This is a genomic window from Flavobacterium sp. 83, from assembly GCF_000744835.1.
Lineage (GTDB): Bacteria > Bacteroidota > Bacteroidia > Flavobacteriales > Flavobacteriaceae > Flavobacterium.
Genome location: NZ_JQMS01000001.1, coordinates 3,275,473 through 3,300,446, shown reverse-complemented (window position 1 = coordinate 3,300,446; position 24,974 = coordinate 3,275,473). Strand labels below are relative to the sequence as shown.

Below are 24,974 nucleotides of genomic sequence, written 5' to 3'. Positions count from 1 at the left end.
TAATATCTCTTCAAAGTAATTGTGCTAAATTCGTCTGTGAGATAATGATACAATAAATCAATATTAAAATAATGTATAGTGTTGATAATCAGATTTTTTACTCGTTTTTTGAGTGATTTATGTTACCTTTGAATAAAGAAATTTAATACTAATTTAATATATATAAAACATGAAAAATTTAAATATTATTTGGGTAGTAGTTATTGCTTTAGCAATCAACATAGCACCCGTATTCGGACAAACTGCTGCAAGAAAAAATAAAGTTATTGCTGACAGCCATACTGCAAAAGCAGAGTTTATTAAAAGCGATCCGTTGATGAAGGGTCTTTTTGAAAAAGCATCAGGCTATGTAATCTTTCCTAATGTTGGTAAAGCAGGACTTGGTATCGGTGGAGCAGCTGGTAATGGGGTTGTTTATGAGCATAACAAGATGGTAGGAATGGCCAAGTTATCTCAATTGAGCATAGGATTTCAGGCAGGCGGGCAAGCATATCGAGAAGTAATCTTTTTTGAGACAAAAGGAGAATTGGAACGTTTTAAAGAAAGCCGATTCGAGTTTTCAGCTCAAGCTTCTGCAGTAGCCGTAACAGAAGGTGCCTCAGCGAATGTAAAATATACTAATGGCGTGATGGTTTTTACGATGCAAAAAGGCGGACTCATGTACGAAGCATCGATTGGTGGTCAGAAGTTTAAGTTTAATAAATTTTAAGATTTTTTTGGTAGTTAAACGACAGCAATTTCGGTTTAGACCGCTTTTTAATCTGACATAGTTTAAAATTATTTCCATAAACAAAACGGCTGAAAAATATTTTCAGCCGTTTTTTATTATAAGAGTTAGTTTAAAAGCTTAAAACTACTCCAAAAAAAAAGGACACTAAATCCTCTTGCTATTCTCTCTTAAAACTTTACGATAACTCCATAGTACCTGCCAGTGACCGGTTCCGTTCAACAGGAGTTTCATTGTTCGTGCTGCGCACGCAACGAAGCATCCATGTAAAAGCAGTAAATTGAGCCTCGAAATAAATACTAACTGCAGTACAGCTTATTGCTGTCTGCCAATACTTTAATGATATGAGTACTCAAATTACTACTAGTCCAAAAGTATATATTGGTTTGGATATACACAAGAAAACATGGACAGTTTCAATCCAGACCGATTTGTTTTTTCATAAAACTTATTCGATGCCTGCAAAATCTTCCGATCTAGAGGAATATGTAAATAAGAATTTCCACAATCACGAAGTGTATTTGGTTTATGAAGCAGGTTGTTGCGGATTTTCCGTAGCTCGATATTTCTTGAATTTAGCTTGGAATGTTTTAGTAGTCAATCCAGCTGACGTGAAAACAGGAAACAAAGAACGCTATCAAAAAACAGATGCCTTGGATGCCAAAAATTTATCCAACCAGTTAAAATATGGCACTTTAAAAGGAATCAATATTCCTACCGAAGCCGAGGATCAGTTCACGAGTTTGGCACGCCATCGAACGCAGGTTACCAAAAAATTGAGGACAACCAAATTGCATATTAAGAGTTTGTTATTGTTTCACGGAATAGAAATTCCCCAAGAATATGACAATTCGAATTGGTCTAATGGATTTATAGAATGGCTAGACAAACTGAAATTTAGTACTGTTTGTGGTGATTTGGCTTTGCAAGGGAAAATCAGAATGCTCAAATTTATTAAATCAGAATATTTAGAAATTGCCAATCAGATGCGAGCTTATTGCCGTAAAGAGCACAAAGAAGATTACAATTTATTGAAGAGTATTCCTGGTATTGGAGGCTTTTTAGCTTCTGTTATCATAGCTGAATGTGGCGATTTGAGACGTTTTAATACCGAAGGGCAATTTGCTAGCTTTATAGGGGTTGTACCAGGAATGCACAATAGTGGTGGTAGCGAAAAATGTTTAGGAATTACCCCTCGAAGTAGGAGTCAATTACGAAGTTATCTCATTGAAGCGGGTAAAAACAAAATTGAGTTAACGCCTCAAATTGATGTTGATTCGATTTTAGAAAAAATAGCCGTAATCTACAAAAATGAAGATGTGATTACAATTCATGGCGTAAAAATAAATTTTCAATCGGAATGGGTTCACCTTAGAAAATCGAATACCGAACCAATTATTAGAATTTATACGGAAAGTAATTCCCAAGATAATGCCGATCAATTGGCCTTTAGGTTTATTAATGAAATACAAAATATAATTTAAAAATGACTATTTCTTTTGAGGCACCATTTCATACTTTCATCAGATATGAAAACATTGAAAATAATGAAATATATGATCAATTTCTTAATTGGCTAAAAGGGGAGTTTGATTTGTATCTAATGGAAGAATTGGATGGTTTGAAAGTGTATTATCCAAATGGATTGTTTTCGGTTACGCTTTTTTCAGAAAATGAAAAGAATTTTTCAATTGAAATAAAAATTATAAGCAAAACCCTGAAAACAGCCAATCAAATGGCCGCCAAAATTGAAAGTATTTATAATCATCTGAACAAAGTAAAAAAAAAACTTCAACTGATTAATCAGCAATGATCTCATTGTTATCGCTAATTATAGAACTATTTTTACTACAACTGGCAATTTATTTTAAGTTGAATTCAGAAAAATCTACTTTATATTGCTAGGCATTCGATTGTAGCCTCGGTGACTCCACAAAGTCTGAAAATAATCGATTTTCAGGCTTTTTTTATGTCTGCAGAATATAAAAAGAAAAAAACACTCAACTATACAACTAACTGAAGATTAAATTTTAAATCAAATTGTATTAAACAAGAATGCTTATTTTTATTCTAATCCAGATGAAGTGAATTTGTCAAGAAATCGTATTACAAAACTTTTTAAGTCAATTTCTTCTGGTAAAATAAGAAACTATCTTTTAAGAGTGATTAATAAAGAGATCATAATTGATTATAAACAAGTTTAAGAAATAGTCTTAATTTAGTTTTATATTACTTCTTAAACTAGATTAAGACTTTACCGTATTACTTTATTTAATTTTGCAAAAAATTGCCCAAGTTTTCTACCTAATCTTATCCCAGCAGAGAATCTGCTGTTGCTTCTTATAAATTATAATTATCTTTAACATCCTTTTAAAAAGCAAACTATGACAGAAATTTTCAATATGTTTCGCATTACAGCTGCAGAATCCCAGAAGATAATGCATTCTGTGAATGAGCCCCATGCCCACAATTTTGAAGAACTTATTATAGGCGGGCAGGGTCAGCTGGAACATTTTATAGATTTCAAATCCCATCTGATGGATGCTCCTTTTATAAGTTTTGTAACCCAAGGAAAAATCCATCGCGTCAAGCCACTTCTTAAAGATGGTAAATGTGACATGTGGGTATTACGATTCAAAAGTGAATTTATCGCCGAAACCACCTTCAGTCTTTACGCGTCATTCCATGATAAAGCCAACATCTCAATGCAGAGCAATAAATGTTTTGAAAAGTTAGACACTATATGTAAAATAATTTATGATGAATATCAACAGGAAGCTCCTGATCTTTCTGTAATCAGACAATTATTGAGTGCGCTTTTTACAATAATAGAATCTGAACGCCGAAAACTCAATCTGAACGATGATGAGTCAAAAAAAATACAAAGCAGCACTTTTAAAAATTTCCTACGATTATTGGAAGAACATTATAAAGAACCTAAAGATGTAAATTTTTATGCAGATAAACTTTTTATGTCCTCGCGTAACCTAAACCTGATTTGCCAAAATATCTTACAGCAAAGCGTCACGGAAATTATCGAAATCCGCAAACTTACTGAGGCTAAGAATCTTCTGATGTCCACCGATAAAAATATAGCTGACATAGGGTATGAACTTGGTTTTAATGAAAAAACGTATTTTACCCATGCCTTCAAACGTAAAGCAGGATTGACTCCAACAGAGTTCAGGGAAGAAATTCAGAAGCAGCTTTCCTAAAAACACAACCTTTCTTCCGAAAAGTGTTACCCCAACCTTGTCATTAAGTCCCAACTTTGCATTATAAAAAATGATATATTATGAAAAATTCAATTACAAGACAGGTAACTGGTGCAATCCTTATTTTTACAGCCGTGACTACAACCGCTTTTGCACAAAAAAAAGAAGATAAAGCATCATTGGTAAAACAAATTAAAGAGCTTACCGCTGCTAACGCTCAAGTAGCGAAACATCTTGAAACTTTTGACACTTTAGACTATATAGTTTTCAGTAATCATGAATTTACACGTTTGCACGAAAGCCATGCAAAAAATATTAAGGTACACTTTCCTGACGGTCATACTGAGGTGGGACTAGAGCAGCATATCAAAACTCTTGATGCGATGTTTGTATATGCTCCAGACACCCGTATTAAAGAACATCCATTTAAAATTGGCTCAGGCAATATTACTGCCGTAATGGGTTATATGGAAGGTACATTTACACAACCTATGCCCGCAGGTGATGGTACTTTTATACAGCCTACAGGTAAGAAATTTAAATTACCAATGGCAACTATTGGAGTTTGGGAAAACGGTGTAATGCAAGAAGAATATCTTTTTTGGGATAATCAATCTTACATGAATCAAATATTAGGTAAATAAAAAAAGCAAAAAAAATGGATAGAAAAGATTTTCTTAAAACCATGGCTATTTTACCACTGGGAGCTGCAGCAATGCAGCTCAACTCCCTTAAAACAGCCACCGATGCTTTTGGTCCTACCGAAAGGATGCCTGTACTTTTTCTTGGACACGGTAATCCTATGAATGCCCTTGCAGATAACAGTTTTACTCAAGGTTTTCAGCAAATGGCAAAAACATTGCCTAAACCAAGGGCTATTCTATGTATATCAGCTCATTGGGAAACCAAAGGTACTTTTGTAACGGCAATGCAAAAACCCGAAACGATTCATGATTTTGGAGGTTTTCCTCAGGCGCTTTTTGACGTTCAATATCCTGCACCTGGAAGCCCAGAGCTCGCACTGGAAACACAAAAACTGATCACTTCAACCGCTATCGGGTTAAGTAATGAATGGGGCCTAGATCATGGCTGTTGGACCGTTTTAAAATTCCTGTACCCCAATGCCGAAATTCCTATTGTCGAAATGAGCATTGACTATACCAAACCTGCTTCTTATCATTATGAATTGGGAAAAGAGCTGGCAGCATTAAGACGCAAAGGTGTTCTAATTGTTGGAAGCGGTAACACGGTACACAATTTACAATTGGCCGCATGGGATAAAATGATGCTACCCGGATATGCTTTCGAGTGGGCTCATATTGCTAATGAAAAAATAAAAAAAATGATTCTTGAGAATGATCACCAATCTCTTATCAATTTTGATAAACAGGGACGTGAGTTCCAGCTCGCCGTGCCAACTCCTGAACACTATATTCCTATGCTTTATACTCTCGCTCTGAGGGAAAAAGACGAAAAGGCTACTGTCTTTAATGACGCCATAGTAGCCGGATCCCTTAATATGCTTTCTATAAAAATAGATAAGGCATGATAATAAAAAAACATTTTGGGATTTGCTTTAGCATCCTAATTTTAATTTCAATCTTTAGTTTTACCATTATGAATTCCAGCACAGAAAAAACAACACTGCATTACCTTGTAAGACAGCCCAAAATAAAAATAACAAATCCACCTTTACTATTACTATTACACGGTGTAGGTGGAAATGAGCAAAATCTTTTTTCTTTTGCCAATGACCTGCCAGACAATTTTTTAGTAGTATCAGCACGTGGACCACTTACTCTGGGACCGGCAAGTTTTGCCTGGTTTCAGGTAAATTTTACCAGCGGACACCCTCAGATCAATGAGCAACAGGCCGAAGCTGCCAGAGTAACTATTCTTGATTTTATTGAAAGTCTGAAAAACGAACTTGATTTTGATGATAAGCAAGTTTATTTAATGGGATTCAGTCAGGGAGGTATAATGAGTTACAGCGTGGCTCTAACTGCACCTGAAAAAATAAAAGGAATCGCCGTAATGAGCAGCAGGCTGCTTCCAGAAGTTAAACCTCTTATTGCGGATGAAAAACGTCTTGAAAAACTTAAAGTTTTCGTTTCCCATGGCCGACAAGATGCGGTACTTCATTTTCCTTTTGCAACTGATGCCGTATCGTATCTTCAAACAAAGGGTATAAAACCCGAATTCCATCAATACGATGAAGGTCATACTATCAATAAACAAATGTTTGACGACGTAAATCTTTGGTTAAAAACAAATAGTACTCATTAATAACTTGCAGTATCCTGACACATACTAAAAAAATACCCACTTTACGATAAAGCGGGTATTTTTTTTGAGAAGTTTTCTTTGTCTTTATGCAGTATTAGAAACCCAAAGAATTAGAGAGACTCATACATGCACCTCAAATATTGTTCAATAGTATATTTGGTCAATAGTGGCTATTCTAGAACGGTTTTATTTTAGATGAAGCGTCTTATCTATTTCAGTTTAATTATAAAATCTTTGGCTGCCTCAAAAGTTGTTTCGGGTGCTTCTTTGTGTGGGGTATGACCAATATTTGGAATGATAAGTTTTTTAGTTTTTCCGCGTACAAGATTGATCGTTCTGTTAACTTGTTCCAATGTCCCGTACTCATCCGCGTCTCCCTGGATAAAAAGCAAAGGACAAGTGATATCTTTCAATAGGTATTCAATGTTCCAGTCTTTAAAATCATTGCTTGTCCAGGTCTCTGTCCAAGCCTTAAAGATACTATCTACTTTATCTCCATGATATTTTGCCAAACGTTCCGCTAAATTAGTCATTCTGTAACTTTCCATTGCCTTATAAATTCCTTTAAGTGTCACCTCTTCCACAAAAATATGTGCGGATTCACAAATTATAGCCTTAATTCTGTCTGGATACTTCGCAGCTGTAATCAATGCAATGGAACCACCGTCACTATGTCCAAAAAGGATAGCGTCTTTCACGTCGAGTTGAATCAATAATTTGTCTAAGAAATCAGCTTCTAGTTCAAGGTAATTTAAAGGTCGTTTATGTGTTGGCATCGGATTGGATTTCCCGTACCCTAACCTGTCATAGACCAGAACATTGCATTTTACAGCCTCTGCCAGTTTTTTGGGCAAATCTCTCCATAAGGTAACGCACCCTAAAGAATCGTGCAAAAAAACAATTGTAGGACCATTTTTTAGATCGTTTTTATATTCAAAATGAAGATTTTTATCATTTATATTAATTAACATAATAAGATAGTATTTAGTAAATTTAATTTTCTTATTAAGCTATCTGCAGCTTCCTTTTGTATTTTTTTTATTTTTTGGCTTTTGCAATATTAGGAAAACAATGGTTAAACTTCAGCCTTTTTTTTATTAATTTAGCTTAGCTTTTAGGCTGGACTTCTTGCTTAAATTTTCCAACAAAAGAAATTCCTAACCAATGGTGGTTTGCTAACACTAATCCGAAAAGAGATGAACAAAGACGAATTGATACAAATACAATTGCAACCCTTGTTGGATTACTTTCAAAAGTTAATTCCACTAAATACTGTGGAAAAAGAATTGGTTTCCAGTTTTTTTAAATCGAGACTTTACAGAAAACGACAATATGTTTTGCAGGAAGGCGATGTGTGCAATCATTTTAATTTTGTGGTTCGGGGTTGTTTGCGATTGTACAAAGTAGATGACAAAGGCAACACACATATCATTCATTTTGCTGTCGAAAATTGGTGGATAAGTGAAATTGGAAGTTTTCACAGCAGAAAACCATCCGAAATGAGTATTGATGCCTTGGAAGACACCATAGTATTGCAAATCAGTTATGAAGACCTGATTACCATTTATAAACAAGCTCCCAAATTTGATAAAATTTTCAGGGTACTGATTGAAAACAGCTATGTTTCGCTTCAAAAAAGAATGTTGCAAAACATTAGTTCCACCGCCGAAGACCGGTATTTGTCCTTTATTGAAAACTATTCGCACCTCGCTAATCGCTTACCACAAACTCAAATAGCATCGTTTTTAGGAATAACACCCGAGTTTTTGAGTCGATTGCGCAACAAGCAAGTTAGCCCAAAATCGTAATCCAATTCTAGCTATGGCTAAAGCGACCTTTACACCCGATCAGATAGAAATCAGGCATTTATTAGACGCAACTGCCGACAATAATACTGCTGGACTTACGGTTTTCGATTCAAGGTTGGATGTTTCCAAATCCATATACAATAGGCCGTTTCGGTCCATCCATTTTTCTATTCTTTTAGTGAAGAAAGGCCAACTTTCGGTTTCCGTTGATGTCAATCGTTTTGTACTTTTAGAAAAGGATTTGTTGATTATCCCGCCATCGGCCATTCGTATTTTTGAATTAGAGCAAGATGAAACCGAATTCATCTCGCTTTTATTTACAGCCGATTTCTTGTTACACGCAGGACTTCACGCCAAATATTATCCTCGTTTTTATTTGGGCGACAATGCAGCTCACTCTCAACTTGCGCTTTCTTTAAATGAATTTGAGATTCTCACTTCTCAACTGAATTTGATTCGCCTTCTTTTGGAGCGAAATGATGTTCCAAAGAAAAAGAATGAAAACATCTATTTGCCCATCTTTCAATCCACTATAAAGGAAGTTAATCTTCGTTTTGATGGCCTAGAGTTTCCTATACACGAAAGCAGCCATATCGTTCAACGCTTTTTTGATTCGCTTACAAAACACCATACTATTGAGCGAGAAGTTTCCTTTTATGCCTCAGCGTTGGGCATTCACGATAAATATCTTTCGCAACTTCTTAAGGAAAAAACAGGAAGAACAGCGCGGAGTTATATCATACAAATGGTAATTCTTGAAGCTAAAGTACTTCTTGATCGTCACAACCTCAGCATTCAGCAAATAGCCGACGAATTACACTTTTCGAATCCGTTTCATTTTAGCCGTTTCTTTAAAAAATACACTACAGTTACTCCAAGCGCGTACCGAAACCAAACTGCAGGCTTGCTTATTAAAGGTAAGCAGTAATTTTTTGCTGTTTCAGCAAATCTTTCTTTTAGATATATATTCCATCTTTTACCTATGGATGCACCTTAAAAATTGGAGGAAATTTGCATCTGATTTAAAAACAGATGAAAAATTATATAGTAAGGCTTTGCTTTTTAGGATTTATTCTATTTTCGACCATTAAAGGATATTCTCAGGATAGTTTGTACCTCGATTTTTCCAAGTTGTCTCAACTTGTGGCAAGCAATAGCAGAGCATTAAAACTGGATGCCATCTCAGAAGATATTTCGAAATCACAGACCGAGATTCTCAGAAACAAAAGACTTCCTGATGCCACTCTTTCCATAGCTGCGGGTTATCTTTCCAATGTTGGTGTCATTGGGTTAAAGCTAATGGACGATGGCTTTTATCCAATGCCACATTTTTCAAACAGCTATCGAATTGAAGCCAATTATATAGTATATAACGGCGGTAAGATTAACCGTGAAATAGATATTTCTGCGCTACAGCAAAAAATCAGTTCATTACAAACAGAAAAGGATGCACAAGGTTTAAAACTGTTACTGTCGGGCTATCTTTTAGACTTGTACACGCTTCGACTGCAACGAAAAGTTTATGAAAAAAACATTATCCAAGCCGAAAGTGTACTCCAAAAAATAAAAAATCAACTTAAAGCGGGTATAGCTCTAAAAAGTGACCAGATTAGGAATGAACTCCTTGTCGAAGAAATGAAACTGCAATTACTTCGGGTAAAAAACGGAATCAGCATCCTTAACAATGTATTGGTCGAAACCCTGAATCTCCCCCAGCATTCCCAAATAGTTCCTACCAATATTTCCTTTATTGAAGAACCCACTATTGCTTTGGATATCTGGCAACAAAAGGCTTTGCAAGACGCACCGGACTTGCAAATAAAAGCTATTGAAGGTGACATCTTTAAAAAAGAAAAACAGCAAACCAAAAGCAATATTCTGCCTAGGTTGTCATTGTATTTAGAAAATGGTTTGTCGCGTCCTTATGTGTATGACATTCCTGCAAAAGATATTTATTCCAATATCCTGAGTACCGGCATCAGATTGAATTATTCCTTGGACGAGTTGTACAAAAACAAAGAAAAGGTACACCAAGCGGATAACCATCTCGAATATGCTCACGAAAAAGAGGAACTGGCCAAAGAGGAACTTCGCAAATCCTTGTTCACCGCTCATACCCTTTATGTGGAAGCCCAACAGGCCTTAGCTTCGGAAGAGAAGAAAACGGAATTGGCTACCGAAAATTACCGACGCATAACCAACAGTTATTACCAACAAGTGGCCCTTATCACCGATCTAACGGATGCAAGTAATCAGAAACTAACCGCAGAATTGCAAATGGTAGCGGCCCGCTCCAAGATTGTAATGCGATACCTTGAACTCAAAAAAACAGCAGGGCTATTAAAATAACACTATGACACAAGTAAAAAAAAATAAAAACACATCTCTAAAATGGCTCACTGGTTTGGCGGCAGTAGTAGTTTTAGTGTTTGGAATCGGATATTTGTATTCCTTCAATTCGGCCACAATGAGCGATGACGCTCAAGTTCAGCAATTGTTGTTACCCGTCAATGCCCGCGTGGGAGGTTATCTCCAGAAAATTAATTTTGTTGAATTCCAAAAAGTAAAAAAAGGAGACACCCTTGTTATCATCGACAATACGGATTATATCGTCCAACAACATTTGGCGGAAGCCAATCTCCTTGATGCGCAGGCTGGAAGATTTGTGACCTCAACTGCTGTCAATACGGTCGAAAATACCGTCAATATTACGGCTTCCAATATTCAAGAAGCGCGAGCAAGACTCCTGAATGCCGAGCAAGATTACAAGCGTTATAAAATTCTGCTGGAACAAGAATCCGTAACCGAGCAACAATACGACAAGGCTAAAACCGAATATGAGGCATTAAAGGCAAAGTTAGTAGCTTTAACAAGTACGGAAAACGGCAATCGCCTCTCCGTAAAAGAAACAGGAGCCAAATTGGGTGTGAACGAAGCAGCCATAAAACGTGCTGAAGCGCAATTACAAATCGCAAAACTCAATGTGTCTTACACGGTAATCTTGTCACCTTGTGATGGATATATTGGTAGAAAAAATCTTTCTGCAGGACAATTAGTACAAGCAGGACAGCAATTGGCGTCGGTGGTGAATGATCAGGAAAAATGGTTGACGGTAAATGTGCAGGAAAAACAATTGAGGTCAGTCAAAATTGGACAGAAGGTAAAAGTCCGAATTGATGCCTTTGCCGATCACGATTTTGTGGGCACGATTTCGTCTGTGGCAGGTGCTACCGGTTCTGCATTTTCAATGGTACCTACCGATAATTCGACTGGGAATTTTGTAAAAATCCAACAGCGTGTCCCGGTCCGAATCGACTTTTTAAATCCCGAAGACCAATCCTTCTTGCCTGACGTAAAGTCCGGAATGAATGCCGTGGTTTATTTTAATTAAATATGAAATGAGCATAACCGAAAATTGGTCGCAAACACAAATGATGATATGCGAATTACATATGACCGATAAAAAATAATAAATAGCAACATATGAAACTATATGTACAATTATCGTGCTTTAGGGACTTTGTTCCCTATTCAGTCCGAGTAGTCTTGTTTTTGCTTTTTGCGGTAATTTTCCAGTTTGCCAATGTGACTTATGTGAGCTTGATGGGCGATATTGTGGGAGCTCGACAGTTTTATGTAGAAGACATCAGTTTTCTAAGTACAGTGAGTTCCATTGGCGTGGCCATCGTATTTCCGATTTTGTTCCGAATTAAGTTCCGCTTTACTTCCCAGCAAATTTTGGGAATTTGTTCGGGAGGACTCCTAGTGCTAATGTGGTTGAGTATGATGGTCGAAACTATGCCGTCATTACTTTTTTGTGCATTTTTTATTGGCACATTTAAGATGATTGGTACTTTCGAAGCATTAGTCTCGATACAGCTTATCATTACGCCCAAAAAGGACTATGGAATTTTTTATACAGTTGCAATGGCGATTATTTTACTTTGCAACCAAATTTCAGGCATTTTCGCGATTTCCCTTTCCGATTCCTCGAATTGGCAACATATTTACGTTTTCGAAATGGCTTTGCTTAGCCTGCAATTGGCACTGATAATGGTACTGCTTCGTCCCTTTAGACTTGGAAAAAAAATACCGCTTTACGGCATCGATTGGTGGGGAATTCTTCATTGGACAATCTTCTTGTTTGCAATAAGTTATTTGTTTGTTTACGGACAATTACTGGATTGGTTTTCATCAACAAAAATAATTTTGTGTACAATGATTTCCGTTTTATGGGGGATTCTTCTTCTTTTCAGAACTATGACATTAAAACGCCCGTTGATTTCACCTGCAGTTTTTCGGTTGACCAATGTCTCGGCAGCTATTGTATTGGTTTTGTTGGGACAAATTTTTCTGAATACTACTGGAAATGTCCTTTCTCCCATAACCAGTTCGGTTATGCATTTGGACGACCTCCACGTAGCTGCCCTTAACTGGTGGATTACCACAGGAATACTTGCAGGTGGACTATTTTGTTATTATTGGTTTACTTATCTGAATTATTCCTTCCGTTATCTTTTTGCGATCAGCTTTTTGGCTTTAACACTACATCACGCTCTTTTATATTTCTCCTTCGGCTATAATGCTGGAGAGCATCAATTGTATTTGCCTTATGCACTTAAAGGTTTTGGAAATATCATTCTGTTTGCTGCAGCCGGAAAATATATGACTATTGGCGTTCCATTGACAATCTTTGCCCAAATGTTAAGTTATATGGCGCTATTCCGAAATGCTCTCGGCAATGTCATTATGGGTTCTTGGATTAGCAACAGAACGTACCAACTTTCCCAAGATTATTTGCAGAAAATGGCTTCCCGAATGGATGTTTCAACAACAGCTCCTTTTTTAAAAAAACTTTCTGAGAGTTACATCAAAAATGGTTTGGATAGTGGACAAGCAGCGCGAATGGCATCAAAAGTTTTATTTTTAAGAGTCCGAAACGAAGCCTTATTGCTATCGGCAAAAGAACTGTTTGGTTGGATCACTGTTTTGGGAATACTGGTGCTTTTTGGCTTAGTATTTTTCTATCACTTTGCTTCACCTTATGTAAAATCTGTTCCCACTTGGCATAAAATGTTCAGTGCGACCCGTTCCTCCATTTTTCCTTTTAGAAAAAGACACAAACCAATCGTTCCCTAAAACCATCTTATTATTAATTAGTTGAAGAATGAATTTCTAAAACTCTTGATCTAGATCAAGACTATTTCTTGATGTAGTTCATTGGAAAGAGCTTCCTTTCTGTCGCAACTTTGCAGTATCAAATTTTAATCATTTAAAACAAAATAGTTATGACACTAAAATCAAAAGTTGCAGTTATCGGTTTAGGAAATATCGGAACTGCTGTTGTTGCAAATCTTGTAAAAGGAAATCGTTCGGTTATTATTGCCGACAAAACATTTGAAAAAGCCACTGAACTTGCTAAAAAATTAGGCAATTTGGCACATGCAGCAACCATTGCTGATGCCATCAAACAGGCAGATATTGTTGTATTGGCCATTTATTTTGATCCTATCAAAGATTTTTTCAAAACGTATGCAACAGAATTGGAAGGAAAAATTATCGTTGACCCTTCGAATCCTATTGGTCTTGATGAAAACGGTGGTTTCAAAAAAATCATAGGTGCCGACGAATCAGCAGGAGAATTACTTTCTTCTTTGTTGCCAAAGGGAGCTAAATTGGCAAAAGCATTAGGAACTTTAGGTGCGGCATCTTTAGCTTCAGCCGCTTTTCAAACACCTGAAAAAGCAGTTCAATTTTATGCTACTGACGACACAAACATCAATACTGAAATCGAGGAATTGATTGGTGACAACGGATTTGAACCATTACGAGTTGGTGGTCTTAATCAATCCATTCGTATTGAAGTATTCGGTGATTTACACGAATTTGGCGCTTTAGGTAAAACTGTTACTCTAGCTGAAGCAAAAATATAATTAACACTATTTAATAAATAAAACACAAAATGACAAAATTAACATTAAGTTTAGTAGCCATTGTATCCTTTTTAGCTTTTGGAAATAATGCAAACGCACAATCAAAAGATAAAGCTGCTGTTGAAAAAGTGGTCTATAACTATTTTGATGCTTTGAACACATCGGATACAAACAAGGTAGTGTCGTATTTTACAACCAATGGCGTTTTGTTGGCTCCCGGAGCACCAACCGCAACAGGAAGTGACCAATTAAAAGGCACATTTCAATATGTGTTCGATAATTTTAAATACACACTTAAAGTAACCATCGGTGAAGTGACCCTTGCAGGGAATTACGCCTTTGTAAGTTCAACTTCTAAAGGCTCTTACGTAATCAAATCAAACAACCAAACTGTTGAGGATGAATTTAGAGAAACATTTATATTGCAAAAAGTAAATGGGACTTGGGCGATAGCAAGGTATATGTATAACAAATCGAAATAAGAAACACATTCCCACAAAAGCATTTCTATTCGAATTGTTCGTTTAGAAATGCTATTTGGTTATCGATATATTTTGGTATAGAATTTGAGGTTTTATGATCTCTCTTTTGTGCTATTTGCATTGAACTTTCTTGAACGAAGGTTAAATTATTGATTGATAAATAATAATTTAATAAAAATAAGGAAATGGCCAAGACAATAAAATAAAAGCAAAAAAATAGCTGCTTTTGGGACAGAAACCTGGAAAGAAATACGCATAGCATCAGCAGGTGTAATTTTCATAGTAAGCGGTATAACCTTGTATCCCGTAATTGGACAGCATCATTTAGTCCATACAGAAAATGCGGCATTATTAAAAGATTTAGTACTTCAATGTCTTTCTGAAAAGTAATAAAAGAAAAAAAATAAAACACTAATATTCCTAAATTTAAAAAAAATGAAAAAAATTTTATCAACAAACTCAAACAATACACTAGCACTGATTGCGAGGCTTACCTTAGGGATTGTAGTATTTCCTCATGGAGCTCAAAAATTATTGGGCTGGTATGGTGGTTATGGTTTTGAAGGAACGATGGGCTTTTTGACAGGCCAAGAAGGTTTGCCTTATATCATAGCCTTGTTAGTAATCCTAATCGAATTTTTTGGTGCATTATTCCTAATTACAGGTTTTGCTTCCAGATTGGCCGCTTTCGGAATACTGGCAAATTTTGCAGGAGTTGTTATCACAACCCATTTGCACAATGGTTTCTTTATGAACTGGTATGCATTAGCCAATAAAGGAGAAGGATTGGAGTACTTTATTCTTCTTTTCGGTTTGGCACTAATTGTACTTATTGCCGGTGGTGGCAAAGCAAGTGTTGATGCCGCGATAGCGGGTAACAACAAAGTGGAATAAAGAATTAAAAACAAAGAATAAAAGAATAAATAGATGAAAAAAATACTTGTATTACTACTGTCCTTCTTGATTTTACCTGCTTACAGTCAACAGAAAGAAGTGAAATCTATGAAAGCATTCATGGACACTACTTTGCGGACTGGCGAAATACCTTATGGGAATAATCCGTCAGCAGGACATTATGTCAATTCAGGAGATGCAAAAATTTACTATGAAATTTACGGTAAAGGAAAACCTTTAGTGATGTTGCATGGCGGTATTGCCGGTTCTACCTACGAAATGGCAGATTTGATTGATCAATTTTCGAAATATTACCAGGTTATTGCTATATCAACAAGAGGACATGGCAAATCAGGACTTGGCTCACAATCTCACAGTTATCAGCAAAAAGCCAAAGATGTAATTGCGGTTTTGAATGCCGTAACTAAAGACAGCGTAACCGTATTTGGGTTCAGTGATGGTGGTTATACCGGTTATTATTTGGCTAGCATATTTCCAGAAAGAGTAAAACAGATGGTCATAATAGGCGCCGCAGAAACACATCCGGGTGACTATAAAATGAATGTGAAAGTAAGCGATATGATGCAGTTGGATAAGGTTTATTGGGAACAACAGCTGAAATTAATGCCTGAACCAAATAGACTACAGGAAATGTTTGATAAAGTTGGTGATGCCGTGGGTAAACTGGATATAAGCAAAGACTTTTTTTCAACGATTAAATGTCCGGTTTTGGTTATGGCAGGTAATCATGACCAGTTTGTAAGCACGCAAAGAGTTGTAAATGCTTCTAAAATGATACCAAATGCTGAACTTGCCATAATTCCAAACGCTACGCATGGTGCATTTATTGAAAATTTTTCTACTGTATGGGCTGCAAGCAGTCACTTTCTTAAAATACCTTCAAAATAGTATACAAACCACTAAAAACAAAAATAAAAATGAACGCTACAGTAGAACAAACTTTAATGCACCATCTTATTGCCTTCGGTGATAACAATTTGGATGAAATTTTAAAAGATTACACAGAAGAATCGGTAATTATGACACCAAATGGTTCCATAAAAGGCTTGACTGAAATACGTGAATTTTTTAAAGATTTCTTTGCGGTAATCCCAACAGGTTCTTCCTTTACGATGATGCAAAAAACCATTGATGGTAACGTTGCTTACATATTGTGGGCAAGCGAGTCCAGTTCGACAAAAATTCCTGTCGGTACCGATACTTTCGTATTTGATGGAAATAAAATACAATATCATACTGTGGCAGATTACAGAGTGATAAAATAAATGGTGAAAGCAAGCAATTGCTTTTTTCTTGAACTTGATACTTTTTACTATGAATTTATTTTTAAAAGGAATTCTAATTGTGCTGCTTACAATGGCATTCCAAATTACGGTGAATGCACAGGAATATGCTGACCCAACTAAAATATTGGAAGAAGGGAAAGCACCGGGACTCAAGGTAAAATTACTTAGCACAGTGGGAAATGCTAAGACGTATATTCTCATATTCGCTAAAGGAGATGAGGTAGTTTCGGGACTTACCGAGTTTGCAGGGAAAAACAAGATCAAAAGCGGGCATTATACCGGTCTGGGAGATGCACTATCCATAAAAGCAGGATGGTTTGATTACAAACGTAAACAATTTAGAATAATCCCCATTGATACAGCCGAAGTCAGTTCATTTATCGGTGATATATCGTGGTACAAAGGGAAACCCATTGCGCATACTCATATGAGTGCTGCATTAAAAGACGGTTCTGTGAAAGGAGGACATCTGCTGGAACTATTTTCAGGACCTACCATGGAAATAATCTTAGTTGAAGAGCCAATTTATCTTTATAAAAAGCTTGAGTCAGAATTTAAAGCAGCATTAATCGATCCCGAATCGAAAGGAAACAATTAACAACCAATTTTAAAAATTAGTATTATGGAAATTACAGCAGCTGTCGTAAAAGAAAAAGGCAACAGTTTTGAACTTCAAAAGGTATTGCTGGACCCGCCAAAGTCCGAAGAAGTTTTGGTAAGAATTATTGCAACAGGTATATGTCATACTGATTTAGTTGCTAGAGACTATGTTATGGGCTCTCCTAATTTTCCGGTCATTCTTGGCCATGAGGGCTCAGGAATAATAGAAAGTGTTGGAGAGGACGTACACCATTTGAAAGTTGGTGATCATGTCGTTTTATCATATGGTTTTTGTGGAGAGTGTGAAATATGCCGCAATGGAACACCTCAATATTGCTACGAGTTTTTTACTAGGAATTTTTCCGGTGGTCGCGTCGATGGGTCACACAGCCATCATTACCATGATGGGAAAGCAATTAATGACAACTTTTTTTCACAATCCTCTTTTGCTACTTACGCAATTGCGCATAAAAACAATGTCATAGCAGTACCTAAGGACGCACCTTTGGAATTACTTGGTCCACTGGGTTGTGGATTGCAAACAGGTGCGGGTGCTATTATAAACTCGCTAAGAGTTAGGGTAGGAAGTTCAGTAATAATTACGGGAACAGGTGCTGTAGGATTGGCAGCATTGATGGCAGCTAAAGCTACATCAGCTACTACGATTATAGCAGTTGATATTAATGACGAGCGATTGGCTTTCGCGATGGAATTGGGCGCAACGCATACTATAAATAGTTTGAGCGAAAATGTATCTCAGCGAATTTTAGAAATATTACCTAAAGGAGTACAATACGCAGTAGATACAACAGGCAGAAATGAGGTTATTAATAGTGTACTGTCAAGCATGAGGCCGACAGGAGAAATGATTTGTATTGGTGTGGCGCAAAAACCTTTAGCATTGGAAACAAATATCTTTTTAACAAAGGGATACAAAATTAAATTTATCAACCAAGGTGATAGTGTTTCAGCAGAATTTATCCCTAAATTAATCAAAATGTATCAAAATGGACAGTTCCCCTTTGATAAACTGATAAAAAAATACTCATTTGAAGATATTAATCAAGCTGTAGAAGATTCTGAAAAAGGAAGGACTATTAAATCAGTTTTGCTAATTGGTGAATACGGGAATTAATTTCATTCAAGCTTGCTGAAAATAAAAAAAGCTACATACTCTTTAGAGGTATGTAGCTTTTTTTATTTTCAATTAGCAATTACTATGCTACTGGAAGTTCATAATTAGTTCTCGATAAAGTAGTTGAATTGATTAACAATTAAACTACTTATTTAAAACTATAAGATAACGAAGCCCAAAAACTACGAGGTAAAATAGTTCTACCAATCATAAGACTTCCTGGTGCTACTGTTGAAAAATCTCTAAATTGATCCCCTCTAGTATCTCCTTCGGTAAGAGCTCTAGTATTTGTTAAATTATCTACCCAAAATTTAGCCTCAAGTCCTTTTGTAATTTTGTACCCTGCACTGGCTCTCATCGTAACATATCCTGGTAATAGATAGCTATTAGATGGAGAAGTATATCGACTTCCGGTATAGATAATACCCCAATTGGTATAGAATCTTTTGTAATCATAATTTGCAGATAGTACCTAGAAAGGTTTTTGCCTACTATTAAACCCTTAAAAACAGGGATTTTTTTAGTAATTAAACCTTAAAATAACTAAGTATTAATATCCAGGTTTTTTATAAAGGTTTTCCATATTAGGTAATATTTCTTTCGAATACACCTCTTCCATCCAAGCATCTTCTGCAACTTCAATTATAGCAATAGAAACTGCTTCTTCAGGTTTATCAGCATTTATCATTAAAATTGTAGTAATTTCTTGTGCTATTTTTTCTTTTTGTTCCTCAGAAGTTCCAGGATACATCTTAATAATTACGTGTGGCATTTTTTTTCTTATTTAATGTTAAATTTCACAGCCTAGGAACAATGAATTATCTATTTAATTCTATTGTTGCTAGCTTTTGTTTTTTAGTGGTCAAAAATTATCTATAAAAATCTCAAACCTTTCTTAATTGTATTGCAAAAAACTAGCATTAGGTCAGGCTTTTAAAAGCTTCTTCTCTTTAAAAAAATTACGATTATAAATTTAAAGAGTCTTTAAATAATCAATACTTTTTTTCAATGCTATTTCAGGTGATTGCACCATATCTTGTTCCACAAAGAAATGCTCAACACCATTTTGTTTTGCAGCAGTAAGTATTTTTGGCAAATCCAGCACGCCTTCACCACATGAAGTTATATATGGAAAAAGACTAATTCTTTGTGAAGCATCACCGCCATCTCCTGAGAATCTTTTTGCTTCTTTCATGTCTTTTATATGCATCATTTTATACCGGTCTTTGTGCTTTTTGAATAATTCGACAGGATCTGCGCCACCGGCTACTGTCCAATAAATATCCATTTCAAAATAAACCAAGCTAGGGTCTGTTTGGTCAAAAATAATATCTAATGGTATAACCCCATTCACATTATTTAAACCATAACCATGATTATGATAGGCAAAACGAATACCTTCTTTCTTGGCTTCAGCACCAATGGAGTTGAATTTTTCTGCTACTCGTTTGTAATCGTCCAAATTTGTTCTTTCAACATCCGGAATAGAAGGGAGTACCACATATTTTGCGCCTATTAAATGAGCGGCTTCCGCCAATTGTCCCATATTATTTGAAAGTGTGTCAAAATCAGTGTGCATGGAAGGAATACTGATACCATTTGATTTTGCGGCATTAAAAAACTCAGAAGCTGTTTTATTAAAGAAGCCACTCCCTTTGAATCCTAGTCGAGGTGTAATAGCATTCCAAGAAGCTTTTGCTTTTTCAGTACTGAATTCATAAGGACCAAAACATTCCACTTCTTTGTACCCCATTTTAGCTAACATAGCAAAAGCACCATCAAAGTCATTCTCTAACATTTTTGGTATAGAAAATAAACCCAAGCCTACTTTATTAATTAATGGATTTTTGGTAAACAGTTCATTTGCGTTTACTAAGGATGCTACAGAAAACAGCGCAGTGCTTTGAAGAAATTGACGACGTTTCATAGTAAATATTTTAGAGTATTAATTTAAAAATAAAAAATAATGGAACTAATTTTAAAAGATTGGATAATCATTTTACACAAAAGTGTACTTTTTTTATAAAAAACTGCCCGAAAATCACTTTTCGGGCAGTCACCATTAACAAACAAACTTAACAAATTATATTAATAACCTGGATTTTGATCTGCAATCGTCAACGCTTTATTTTTAGCAATTTCTGATGCAGGAATTGGATATAAATTATTTTTAGAAGTGTATCCTTTACTTGATAACTCTGCATTAGCTCTTCCCCATCTCACTAAATCCCAAAAACGTTGTCCTTCAAAAGCTAGCTCTAAGAATTTTTCATTTACAATAGCATCAAACAAATTTGCACCTGTTAAGGTCGAAGACACATCAGCTAATCCAGCTCTTTGTCTAATTTTGTTTAATTCTATTCTTGCATTGGCATCTTGTCCTTCCTTATTATAAGCTTCGGCTGCAAGCAACAATACTTCAGCATATCTAAACAATCTCAAGTTTGTACCATAATTTAATACTTGAACACCACTGCTTGTTTCTGAAGCACGTGGAGCATATTTAGTTCTAAGACCTCCTTCATAGTCCCAAGGCGTTTCACCTAAACTTCCACCAAATGATTCAAGTTCCGCTAAACTCATTACTGTAGCAGCTTTACGAGTTACATCTCCTGCAGCATCAAAAGCATTTAATATTTTTGCTGTTGGTAAGCCAAAGCCCCATCCATTTAAAATATCAGTACCCGTCATATCAAAGAAACGACCATCACCACGAGGCCCCAATAATTGAATAATTATGTTAGCTTCATTACGACCCGCAATATTTTGATTACCCCAATCGTATCCTTGTGTAGTAATATAACCCATTTCAAATAAAGACTCTTTTCCAAATTCGGTATCTTTTAACCAAACTTTTGAAACGTCTGACTCTAAACCATGAGCAGAATTATCTATTACAGCTTTTAAATAAGGAATTGCAGCAAGTGTTTTTCCTTGAAAAACCAAAACCTTCCCTAGTAGAGCTTGAGCAGTCCCTTTTGAAACTCTAAAATTATTTTTAACCGCGCTTTTATCTGGCAAACCAGCAATAGCAACAGCTAAATCAGCTTCTATTTGAGCATAAATTTCTGCTCTTGAACTTTTTGGTTTAGCAAAAGCATCAGCACTAATTATTGTGGGATTTTCTAAACGCAAAGGCACATCACCCCACATAGTAGTTAACTCAAAATAACACCAAGCTCTCATAAACTTTGCTTCTGCAATTGCAAAGGTCTTATTACTTAAGTTTCCTGCTTCAACCTTTTCTATAATGGTGTTTGCAAGTGCAATTGTTTTATATTCATTGTTCCAAACCCCTTCCAAAATAGAATTAGAAACAGATACACTTGCATAATCATCAATATCTTGATAACCTGGTACATCTGTTGAATTACCACCACCACAATTAGCTTCATCACCAGGTAATACTTTTAATAAAAATGCTGAATTTACCCCATTATTATTTAACTGTATAAGGTCATACAATCCAATTAAAGCTTCTTCAGTATTACTTTCACTATCAAAGAAAGTATTACTTTGAAGCGCACCTACCGGAGCTACCTCCGTAAAATCTGAACTACATGATACAGTTATAAAAAATATAACCATAACACTATATATAATTTTTTTCATATTTAATGTTTTATTTTATTAAAATTCAAGTGACAAACCAAATAATATTTTAGCAGCTATTGGATAAAATCCTCTATCTACCCCTATACTATTATCAGAAAAACTTCCTGCTTCAGGATCCAAACCATTGTATTTAGTAAAGGTGAAATAGTCATCTAAAGAAATATAAGTTCTTAGTTTTTTCAATTTCATTTTATTAGAAACTTCTTTAGAGAAGTTATATCCTAATTGAATTTGTTTAATTCTCATATAAGAACCATCTTTTACTACTAAATCAGTATCATAAGCTGATGTTGCATATTGCGCAGCAGGATAAGATGCAATATCTCCTGCTTGTTGCCATCTACCCGTAAAAAATTCAATTGGGTGATTGGTAATCGGTTTTGAAGTCTGGTGGTAAGCTTCAAAAATATCATTCCCTTGCGTACCTTGAAATCTAATGTTTAAATCAATGCCTTTATATCCAAATTGAATATTTCCTCCAAAAAGAATATCAGGGTGAGGAGAACCGATTTTTGTTTTATCGTTTGATGTAATTCCAGGAACTCCATCGGTATCTACAATTTTTATTTTTCCGGTTGCAGGATCTATACCGTCCGTTTTATATCCATAGAAATACCATAATGGTAATCCTTTTTGGAAACGAGTTACACCATCATTGTTTTGCGGTGCAAGTGCGCCTATTATAAAACCATTGTCACCTACATAATTAATATCGGTAACTTCATTATGCAAGGTTGACAAATTAAGGTCTATACCATAACTAAAGCCACCCGCTGTTTTATCACCATACCCTGTTTCAAATTCAAATCCTTTATTTTCAACTGTTCCAGCATTAATAGAAGGAACTCCTACACCTAAAGAGGGTGGTGCAATAATATTTCCATTTACAAGAAGTAAATTTTTAGTTGTTTTAACATAATAGTCAACTGAAAAATTCAGTTTATTTTTTAATGCTCTTAAATCAAAACCTAAATCCAATTGTTCAGAACGTTCCCATTCTAAATTAGCATTTGGTAAATTTCCTGGAGTAATACCTGTTTGACCTTCGTAAACAACTGGAACTGTTAAAGCTGTTTCTGTTGCTACAGTTTGGAATATTAAGCTGCTTATGTAGGTACTTAAATTGTTATCACTACCATTTTGTCCCCAACTGGCTCGTACTTTTAAATAATCAATTTTCGAGTCTTCTTTCCAAAAATTTTCTTTAGATACTAACCAACCTGCAGAAGCTGCAGGGAAATACCCCGATTTTTTTGTAGTCGGAAAAAAACTAGAAGTATCATTACGCAACGAGCCTTCTAATAAATATTTTCCCATATAGTCATAGGAAATTCTTCCAAAAACTGAGCTCCCCCTTTTTTCAACAATACTACCACCAATTACATCATTGTTACGGTTTGCAAAGTCAAAGTATGCAAACTGGTCTGTTTGATCATGAATTTGCGCCCCGCGTAAAGAATAAAATGGACTCTTAGTTTTCTCAGATGAATACCCTAATAATCCCGTTAAGTTATGATTTCCAAATTCTTTAGTATAGCTCGCAAAATTTTCCCATAACCATTTTGAACTTCTTGAAATCTGATTGTTTAATGTTACAGTAGAATTTTGAGCTTCTGACGATACAACCCAAATAGGACTCCATCTATTATCAAACGTATTTGTTCTTTCATATCCGAATCTAGAGGTAAATGATAAACCTTCCGCTAAATTCAATTTAGCAAATACCGATGTTAAAATTTTATCCGTATCAATACCTCCTCTAAATGTGTAGTTTGCTAATCCCACAGGGTTGACAGCCTCACCCGTTGCATAAGTTGGGTATCCGTAAACATTACCATTACCATCTGTCATAGCTGTTCCTGCAGCTACTCCAGCTAAAGCTCTTGCAGGTAAAGTTCCTGTATAAATTACGGGCGTTAATGGATCCATAACTAAAGCTTGAGTTACAACTCCAGCTGTTGAATTATCTTCAGTAATAGGCGAAGACCCTATATTTGAATAGGTCATATTAGTACCTATTTCTAGCCAATCATTGACTTGAGATTTAAGATTAAGTCTTCCTGTAAATCTTTTATAGTTTGAATCTTTACCAACAACTCCATCTTGATCCATATAGGAGCTTGAAAAATAGAAAGACGTTTTCTCGTTCGCTCCAGAGATACTTAAATCATGCCTTTGTGTAGCGGCATTTTTAAAAGTTTCATCAATCCAATTTGTATTAATGCCGTTATCAACTATCTGGGTTCTTCCTGCCTCTTGGAAATAGGTTACAAATTGAGACGCATTCATCAACTTCATATTAGACCTAACGGATTGCGTACCTAATTGAGTACTGTAGCTAACTATTGTTTCTCCAGGCTTACCTTGTTTAGTTGTAATAATGATAACTCCATTTGCTCCTTGTGTACCATAAATTGCAGAAGATGCTGCATCTTTTAAAACCTCCATGCTAGCAATGTCATTTGGAGAAATATTATCTATAGAACTTACTTTCATTCCATCAACAATATATAATGGATCTGAATTTCCATTAGATCCAGCGCCTCTAATTCTAACTTTAGAACCAGAACCTGGAGCCCCAGAAGAAGATACAACGGTAACACCTGATGTTTTACCCTGTAACACGGACTCAACACGTGCTGACGAAGAATTTTGAATATCAGCCGAACTAATACTAGAAATTGCCCCTGTTACTAAACTTTTCTTCTTAGCCCCATAACCTACAACCACAACTTCGTCTAAAACAGCTGAATTCTCTTCCAACAATACATTAATTGGAGAATTCCCTTTGTAATTAATCTCTTGGGATTTAAAACCTATAAAAGTGAAGACTAAAACATCTCCATTCTTAGCATTGATTTTAAAAGCCCCATTAAAATCTGTTTGTGTTCCTCCAGCAGCACCTTTAACCAATACATTAACACCTGGAATAGGACCTGTTTTATCGGATACAGTACCCTATACTGATTGAG

The 24,974-nt window shown here is 35.7% G+C and carries 24 protein-coding genes and 1 pseudogene; 19 read left to right on the top strand and 6 right to left on the bottom strand.

Annotation, left to right across the window (positions count from 1 at the left end; translation table 11 throughout):
- Positions 1–169: 169 nt before the first annotated feature.
- The 7 genes from T410_RS14295 (at position 170) to T410_RS14265 (ending at position 6,228) form a co-directional block, all read left to right on the top strand.
- Positions 170–709, top strand: a complete 540-nt coding sequence (locus T410_RS14295; RefSeq protein WP_035672981.1) for a YSC84-related protein — start codon at positions 170–172, stop codon at positions 707–709.
- Between the two features lie 362 nt (positions 710–1,071).
- Positions 1,072–2,211, top strand: a complete 1,140-nt coding sequence (locus T410_RS14290) for an IS110 family transposase (RefSeq protein ID WP_081897853.1) — start codon at positions 1,072–1,074, stop codon at positions 2,209–2,211.
- A gap of 2 nt (positions 2,212–2,213) precedes the next feature.
- Entirely contained in the window at positions 2,214–2,540 is a 327-nt protein-coding gene (locus tag T410_RS14285) for a hypothetical protein (RefSeq protein WP_035672979.1), read from the top strand.
- Between the two features lie 571 nt (positions 2,541–3,111).
- A complete protein-coding gene (locus tag T410_RS14280; protein WP_035672976.1) occupies positions 3,112–3,942 on the top strand; it encodes an AraC family transcriptional regulator in 831 nt (276 codons plus the stop codon).
- A gap of 80 nt (positions 3,943–4,022) precedes the next feature.
- The gene (locus T410_RS14275) at positions 4,023–4,586 is read left to right on the top strand and encodes an ester cyclase (protein WP_081897852.1); all 564 of its coding nucleotides are present in this window, start codon (positions 4,023–4,025) and stop codon (positions 4,584–4,586) included.
- Between the two features lie 14 nt (positions 4,587–4,600).
- Complete coding sequence (gene ygiD, locus T410_RS14270; protein WP_081897851.1) at positions 4,601–5,491, top strand: 4,5-DOPA dioxygenase extradiol; 891 nt, start codon at positions 4,601–4,603, stop codon at positions 5,489–5,491.
- A complete protein-coding gene (locus tag T410_RS14265; protein ID WP_051929440.1) occupies positions 5,488–6,228 on the top strand; it encodes an alpha/beta hydrolase in 741 nt (246 codons plus the stop codon). The genes ygiD and T410_RS14265 overlap by 4 nt, the downstream gene beginning before the upstream one ends.
- Positions 6,229–6,437: 209 nt before the next feature.
- Here the strand turns inward: T410_RS14265 and T410_RS14260 are convergent, their stop codons facing one another.
- Positions 6,438–7,199, bottom strand: a complete 762-nt coding sequence (locus tag T410_RS14260) for an alpha/beta fold hydrolase (protein WP_035672968.1) — start codon at positions 7,197–7,199, stop codon at positions 6,438–6,440.
- Between the two features lie 225 nt (positions 7,200–7,424).
- Here T410_RS14260 and T410_RS14255 point away from each other — a divergent pair, with 225 nt between their 5' ends.
- The 12 genes from T410_RS14255 (at position 7,425) to T410_RS14200 (ending at position 18,387) form a co-directional block, all read left to right on the top strand.
- Positions 7,425–8,036, top strand: coding sequence for a Crp/Fnr family transcriptional regulator (locus tag T410_RS14255; protein ID WP_193743751.1), 612 nt, complete (start codon positions 7,425–7,427; stop codon positions 8,034–8,036).
- 13 nt (positions 8,037–8,049) lie between these two features.
- Positions 8,050–8,964 carry a helix-turn-helix transcriptional regulator gene (locus T410_RS16550; RefSeq protein WP_051929439.1) on the top strand — a complete coding sequence of 305 codons (915 nt, stop codon included), beginning with the start codon at positions 8,050–8,052 and terminating at the stop codon, positions 8,962–8,964.
- A gap of 104 nt (positions 8,965–9,068) precedes the next feature.
- Positions 9,069–10,385: a TolC family protein gene (locus T410_RS14245; RefSeq protein ID WP_035672966.1), complete on the top strand. Its 1,317-nt coding sequence runs from the start codon at positions 9,069–9,071 to the stop codon at positions 10,383–10,385.
- 4 nt (positions 10,386–10,389) lie between these two features.
- The gene (locus T410_RS14240; protein WP_035672963.1) at positions 10,390–11,427 is read left to right on the top strand and encodes an HlyD family secretion protein; all 1,038 of its coding nucleotides are present in this window, start codon (positions 10,390–10,392) and stop codon (positions 11,425–11,427) included.
- A gap of 92 nt (positions 11,428–11,519) precedes the next feature.
- Complete coding sequence (locus T410_RS14235; protein ID WP_152556962.1) at positions 11,520–13,175, top strand: hypothetical protein; 1,656 nt, start codon at positions 11,520–11,522, stop codon at positions 13,173–13,175.
- A 149-nt stretch (positions 13,176–13,324) separates the two neighbouring features.
- Positions 13,325–13,969, top strand: a complete 645-nt coding sequence (locus T410_RS14230; protein ID WP_035672957.1) for an NADPH-dependent F420 reductase — start codon at positions 13,325–13,327, stop codon at positions 13,967–13,969.
- A 29-nt stretch (positions 13,970–13,998) separates the two neighbouring features.
- On the top strand, positions 13,999–14,451 hold the full coding sequence (locus T410_RS14225; protein ID WP_035672956.1) for an SgcJ/EcaC family oxidoreductase: 453 nt from the start codon (positions 13,999–14,001) through the stop codon (positions 14,449–14,451).
- Between the two features lie 435 nt (positions 14,452–14,886).
- A complete protein-coding gene (locus tag T410_RS14220; RefSeq protein ID WP_035672952.1) occupies positions 14,887–15,345 on the top strand; it encodes a DoxX family protein in 459 nt (152 codons plus the stop codon).
- A gap of 33 nt (positions 15,346–15,378) precedes the next feature.
- Positions 15,379–16,254, top strand: a complete 876-nt coding sequence (locus T410_RS14215) for an alpha/beta fold hydrolase (protein ID WP_035672948.1) — start codon at positions 15,379–15,381, stop codon at positions 16,252–16,254.
- A 29-nt stretch (positions 16,255–16,283) separates the two neighbouring features.
- Complete coding sequence (locus T410_RS14210; protein WP_051929438.1) at positions 16,284–16,631, top strand: nuclear transport factor 2 family protein; 348 nt, start codon at positions 16,284–16,286, stop codon at positions 16,629–16,631.
- A 91-nt stretch (positions 16,632–16,722) separates the two neighbouring features.
- Entirely contained in the window at positions 16,723–17,250 is a 528-nt protein-coding gene (locus T410_RS14205) for a PPC domain-containing DNA-binding protein (RefSeq protein ID WP_193743750.1), read from the top strand.
- Between the two features lie 84 nt (positions 17,251–17,334).
- Positions 17,335–18,387, top strand: a complete 1,053-nt coding sequence (locus tag T410_RS14200; protein WP_202963249.1) for an NAD(P)-dependent alcohol dehydrogenase — start codon at positions 17,335–17,337, stop codon at positions 18,385–18,387.
- Between the two features lie 148 nt (positions 18,388–18,535).
- Here T410_RS14200 and T410_RS14195 read toward each other — a convergent pair whose 3' ends face one another.
- The 5 genes and pseudogenes from T410_RS14195 to T410_RS14175 all read right to left on the bottom strand — a co-directional run.
- Positions 18,536–18,745 carry a TonB-dependent receptor gene (locus T410_RS14195; RefSeq protein ID WP_035672943.1) on the bottom strand — a complete coding sequence of 70 codons (210 nt, stop codon included), beginning with the start codon at positions 18,743–18,745 and terminating at the stop codon, positions 18,536–18,538.
- Between the two features lie 192 nt (positions 18,746–18,937).
- Complete coding sequence (locus T410_RS14190; protein WP_035672941.1) at positions 18,938–19,159, bottom strand: tautomerase family protein; 222 nt, start codon at positions 19,157–19,159, stop codon at positions 18,938–18,940.
- A 201-nt stretch (positions 19,160–19,360) separates the two neighbouring features.
- Positions 19,361–20,314 (bottom strand): sugar phosphate isomerase/epimerase, encoded by a 954-nt coding sequence (locus T410_RS14185; RefSeq protein WP_035672939.1) that lies wholly within the window; start codon positions 20,312–20,314, stop codon positions 19,361–19,363.
- A 161-nt stretch (positions 20,315–20,475) separates the two neighbouring features.
- On the bottom strand, positions 20,476–21,999 hold the full coding sequence (locus T410_RS14180; protein WP_035672936.1) for a RagB/SusD family nutrient uptake outer membrane protein: 1,524 nt from the start codon (positions 21,997–21,999) through the stop codon (positions 20,476–20,478).
- 18 nt (positions 22,000–22,017) lie between these two features.
- A pseudogene (locus T410_RS14175) lies at positions 22,018–24,948 on the bottom strand (SusC/RagA family TonB-linked outer membrane protein); the annotation flags it as partial.
- Positions 24,949–24,974 lie beyond the last annotated feature (26 nt).

Bases quoted from the DNA above. Each gene is read 5' to 3' on its own strand.
- T410_RS14295 (WP_035672981.1), top strand. From the start codon at position 170: ATGAAAAATTTAAATATTATTTGGGTAGTAGTTATTGCTTTAGCAATC.
- T410_RS14290 (WP_081897853.1), top strand. From the start codon at position 1,072: ATGAGTACTCAAATTACTACTAGTCCAAAAGTATATATTGGTTTGGAT.
- T410_RS14285 (WP_035672979.1), top strand. From the start codon at position 2,214: ATGACTATTTCTTTTGAGGCACCATTTCATACTTTCATCAGATATGAA.
- T410_RS14280 (WP_035672976.1), top strand. From the start codon at position 3,112: ATGACAGAAATTTTCAATATGTTTCGCATTACAGCTGCAGAATCCCAG.
- T410_RS14275 (WP_081897852.1), top strand. From the start codon at position 4,023: ATGAAAAATTCAATTACAAGACAGGTAACTGGTGCAATCCTTATTTTT.
- ygiD (WP_081897851.1), top strand. From the start codon at position 4,601: ATGGATAGAAAAGATTTTCTTAAAACCATGGCTATTTTACCACTGGGA.
- T410_RS14265 (WP_051929440.1), top strand. From the start codon at position 5,488: ATGATAATAAAAAAACATTTTGGGATTTGCTTTAGCATCCTAATTTTA.
- T410_RS14260 (WP_035672968.1), bottom strand. From the start codon at position 7,199: ATGTTAATTAATATAAATGATAAAAATCTTCATTTTGAATATAAAAAC.
- T410_RS14255 (WP_193743751.1), top strand. From the start codon at position 7,425: ATGAACAAAGACGAATTGATACAAATACAATTGCAACCCTTGTTGGAT.
- T410_RS16550 (WP_051929439.1), top strand. From the start codon at position 8,050: ATGGCTAAAGCGACCTTTACACCCGATCAGATAGAAATCAGGCATTTA.
- T410_RS14245 (WP_035672966.1), top strand. From the start codon at position 9,069: ATGAAAAATTATATAGTAAGGCTTTGCTTTTTAGGATTTATTCTATTT.
- T410_RS14240 (WP_035672963.1), top strand. From the start codon at position 10,390: ATGACACAAGTAAAAAAAAATAAAAACACATCTCTAAAATGGCTCACT.
- T410_RS14235 (WP_152556962.1), top strand. From the start codon at position 11,520: ATGAAACTATATGTACAATTATCGTGCTTTAGGGACTTTGTTCCCTAT.
- T410_RS14230 (WP_035672957.1), top strand. From the start codon at position 13,325: ATGACACTAAAATCAAAAGTTGCAGTTATCGGTTTAGGAAATATCGGA.
- T410_RS14225 (WP_035672956.1), top strand. From the start codon at position 13,999: ATGACAAAATTAACATTAAGTTTAGTAGCCATTGTATCCTTTTTAGCT.
- T410_RS14220 (WP_035672952.1), top strand. From the start codon at position 14,887: ATGAAAAAAATTTTATCAACAAACTCAAACAATACACTAGCACTGATT.
- T410_RS14215 (WP_035672948.1), top strand. From the start codon at position 15,379: ATGAAAAAAATACTTGTATTACTACTGTCCTTCTTGATTTTACCTGCT.
- T410_RS14210 (WP_051929438.1), top strand. From the start codon at position 16,284: ATGAACGCTACAGTAGAACAAACTTTAATGCACCATCTTATTGCCTTC.
- T410_RS14205 (WP_193743750.1), top strand. From the start codon at position 16,723: ATGGCATTCCAAATTACGGTGAATGCACAGGAATATGCTGACCCAACT.
- T410_RS14195 (WP_035672943.1), bottom strand. From the start codon at position 18,745: ATGAGAGCCAGTGCAGGGTACAAAATTACAAAAGGACTTGAGGCTAAA.
- T410_RS14190 (WP_035672941.1), bottom strand. From the start codon at position 19,159: ATGCCACACGTAATTATTAAGATGTATCCTGGAACTTCTGAGGAACAA.
- T410_RS14185 (WP_035672939.1), bottom strand. From the start codon at position 20,314: ATGAAACGTCGTCAATTTCTTCAAAGCACTGCGCTGTTTTCTGTAGCA.
- T410_RS14180 (WP_035672936.1), bottom strand. From the start codon at position 21,999: ATGAAAAAAATTATATATAGTGTTATGGTTATATTTTTTATAACTGTA.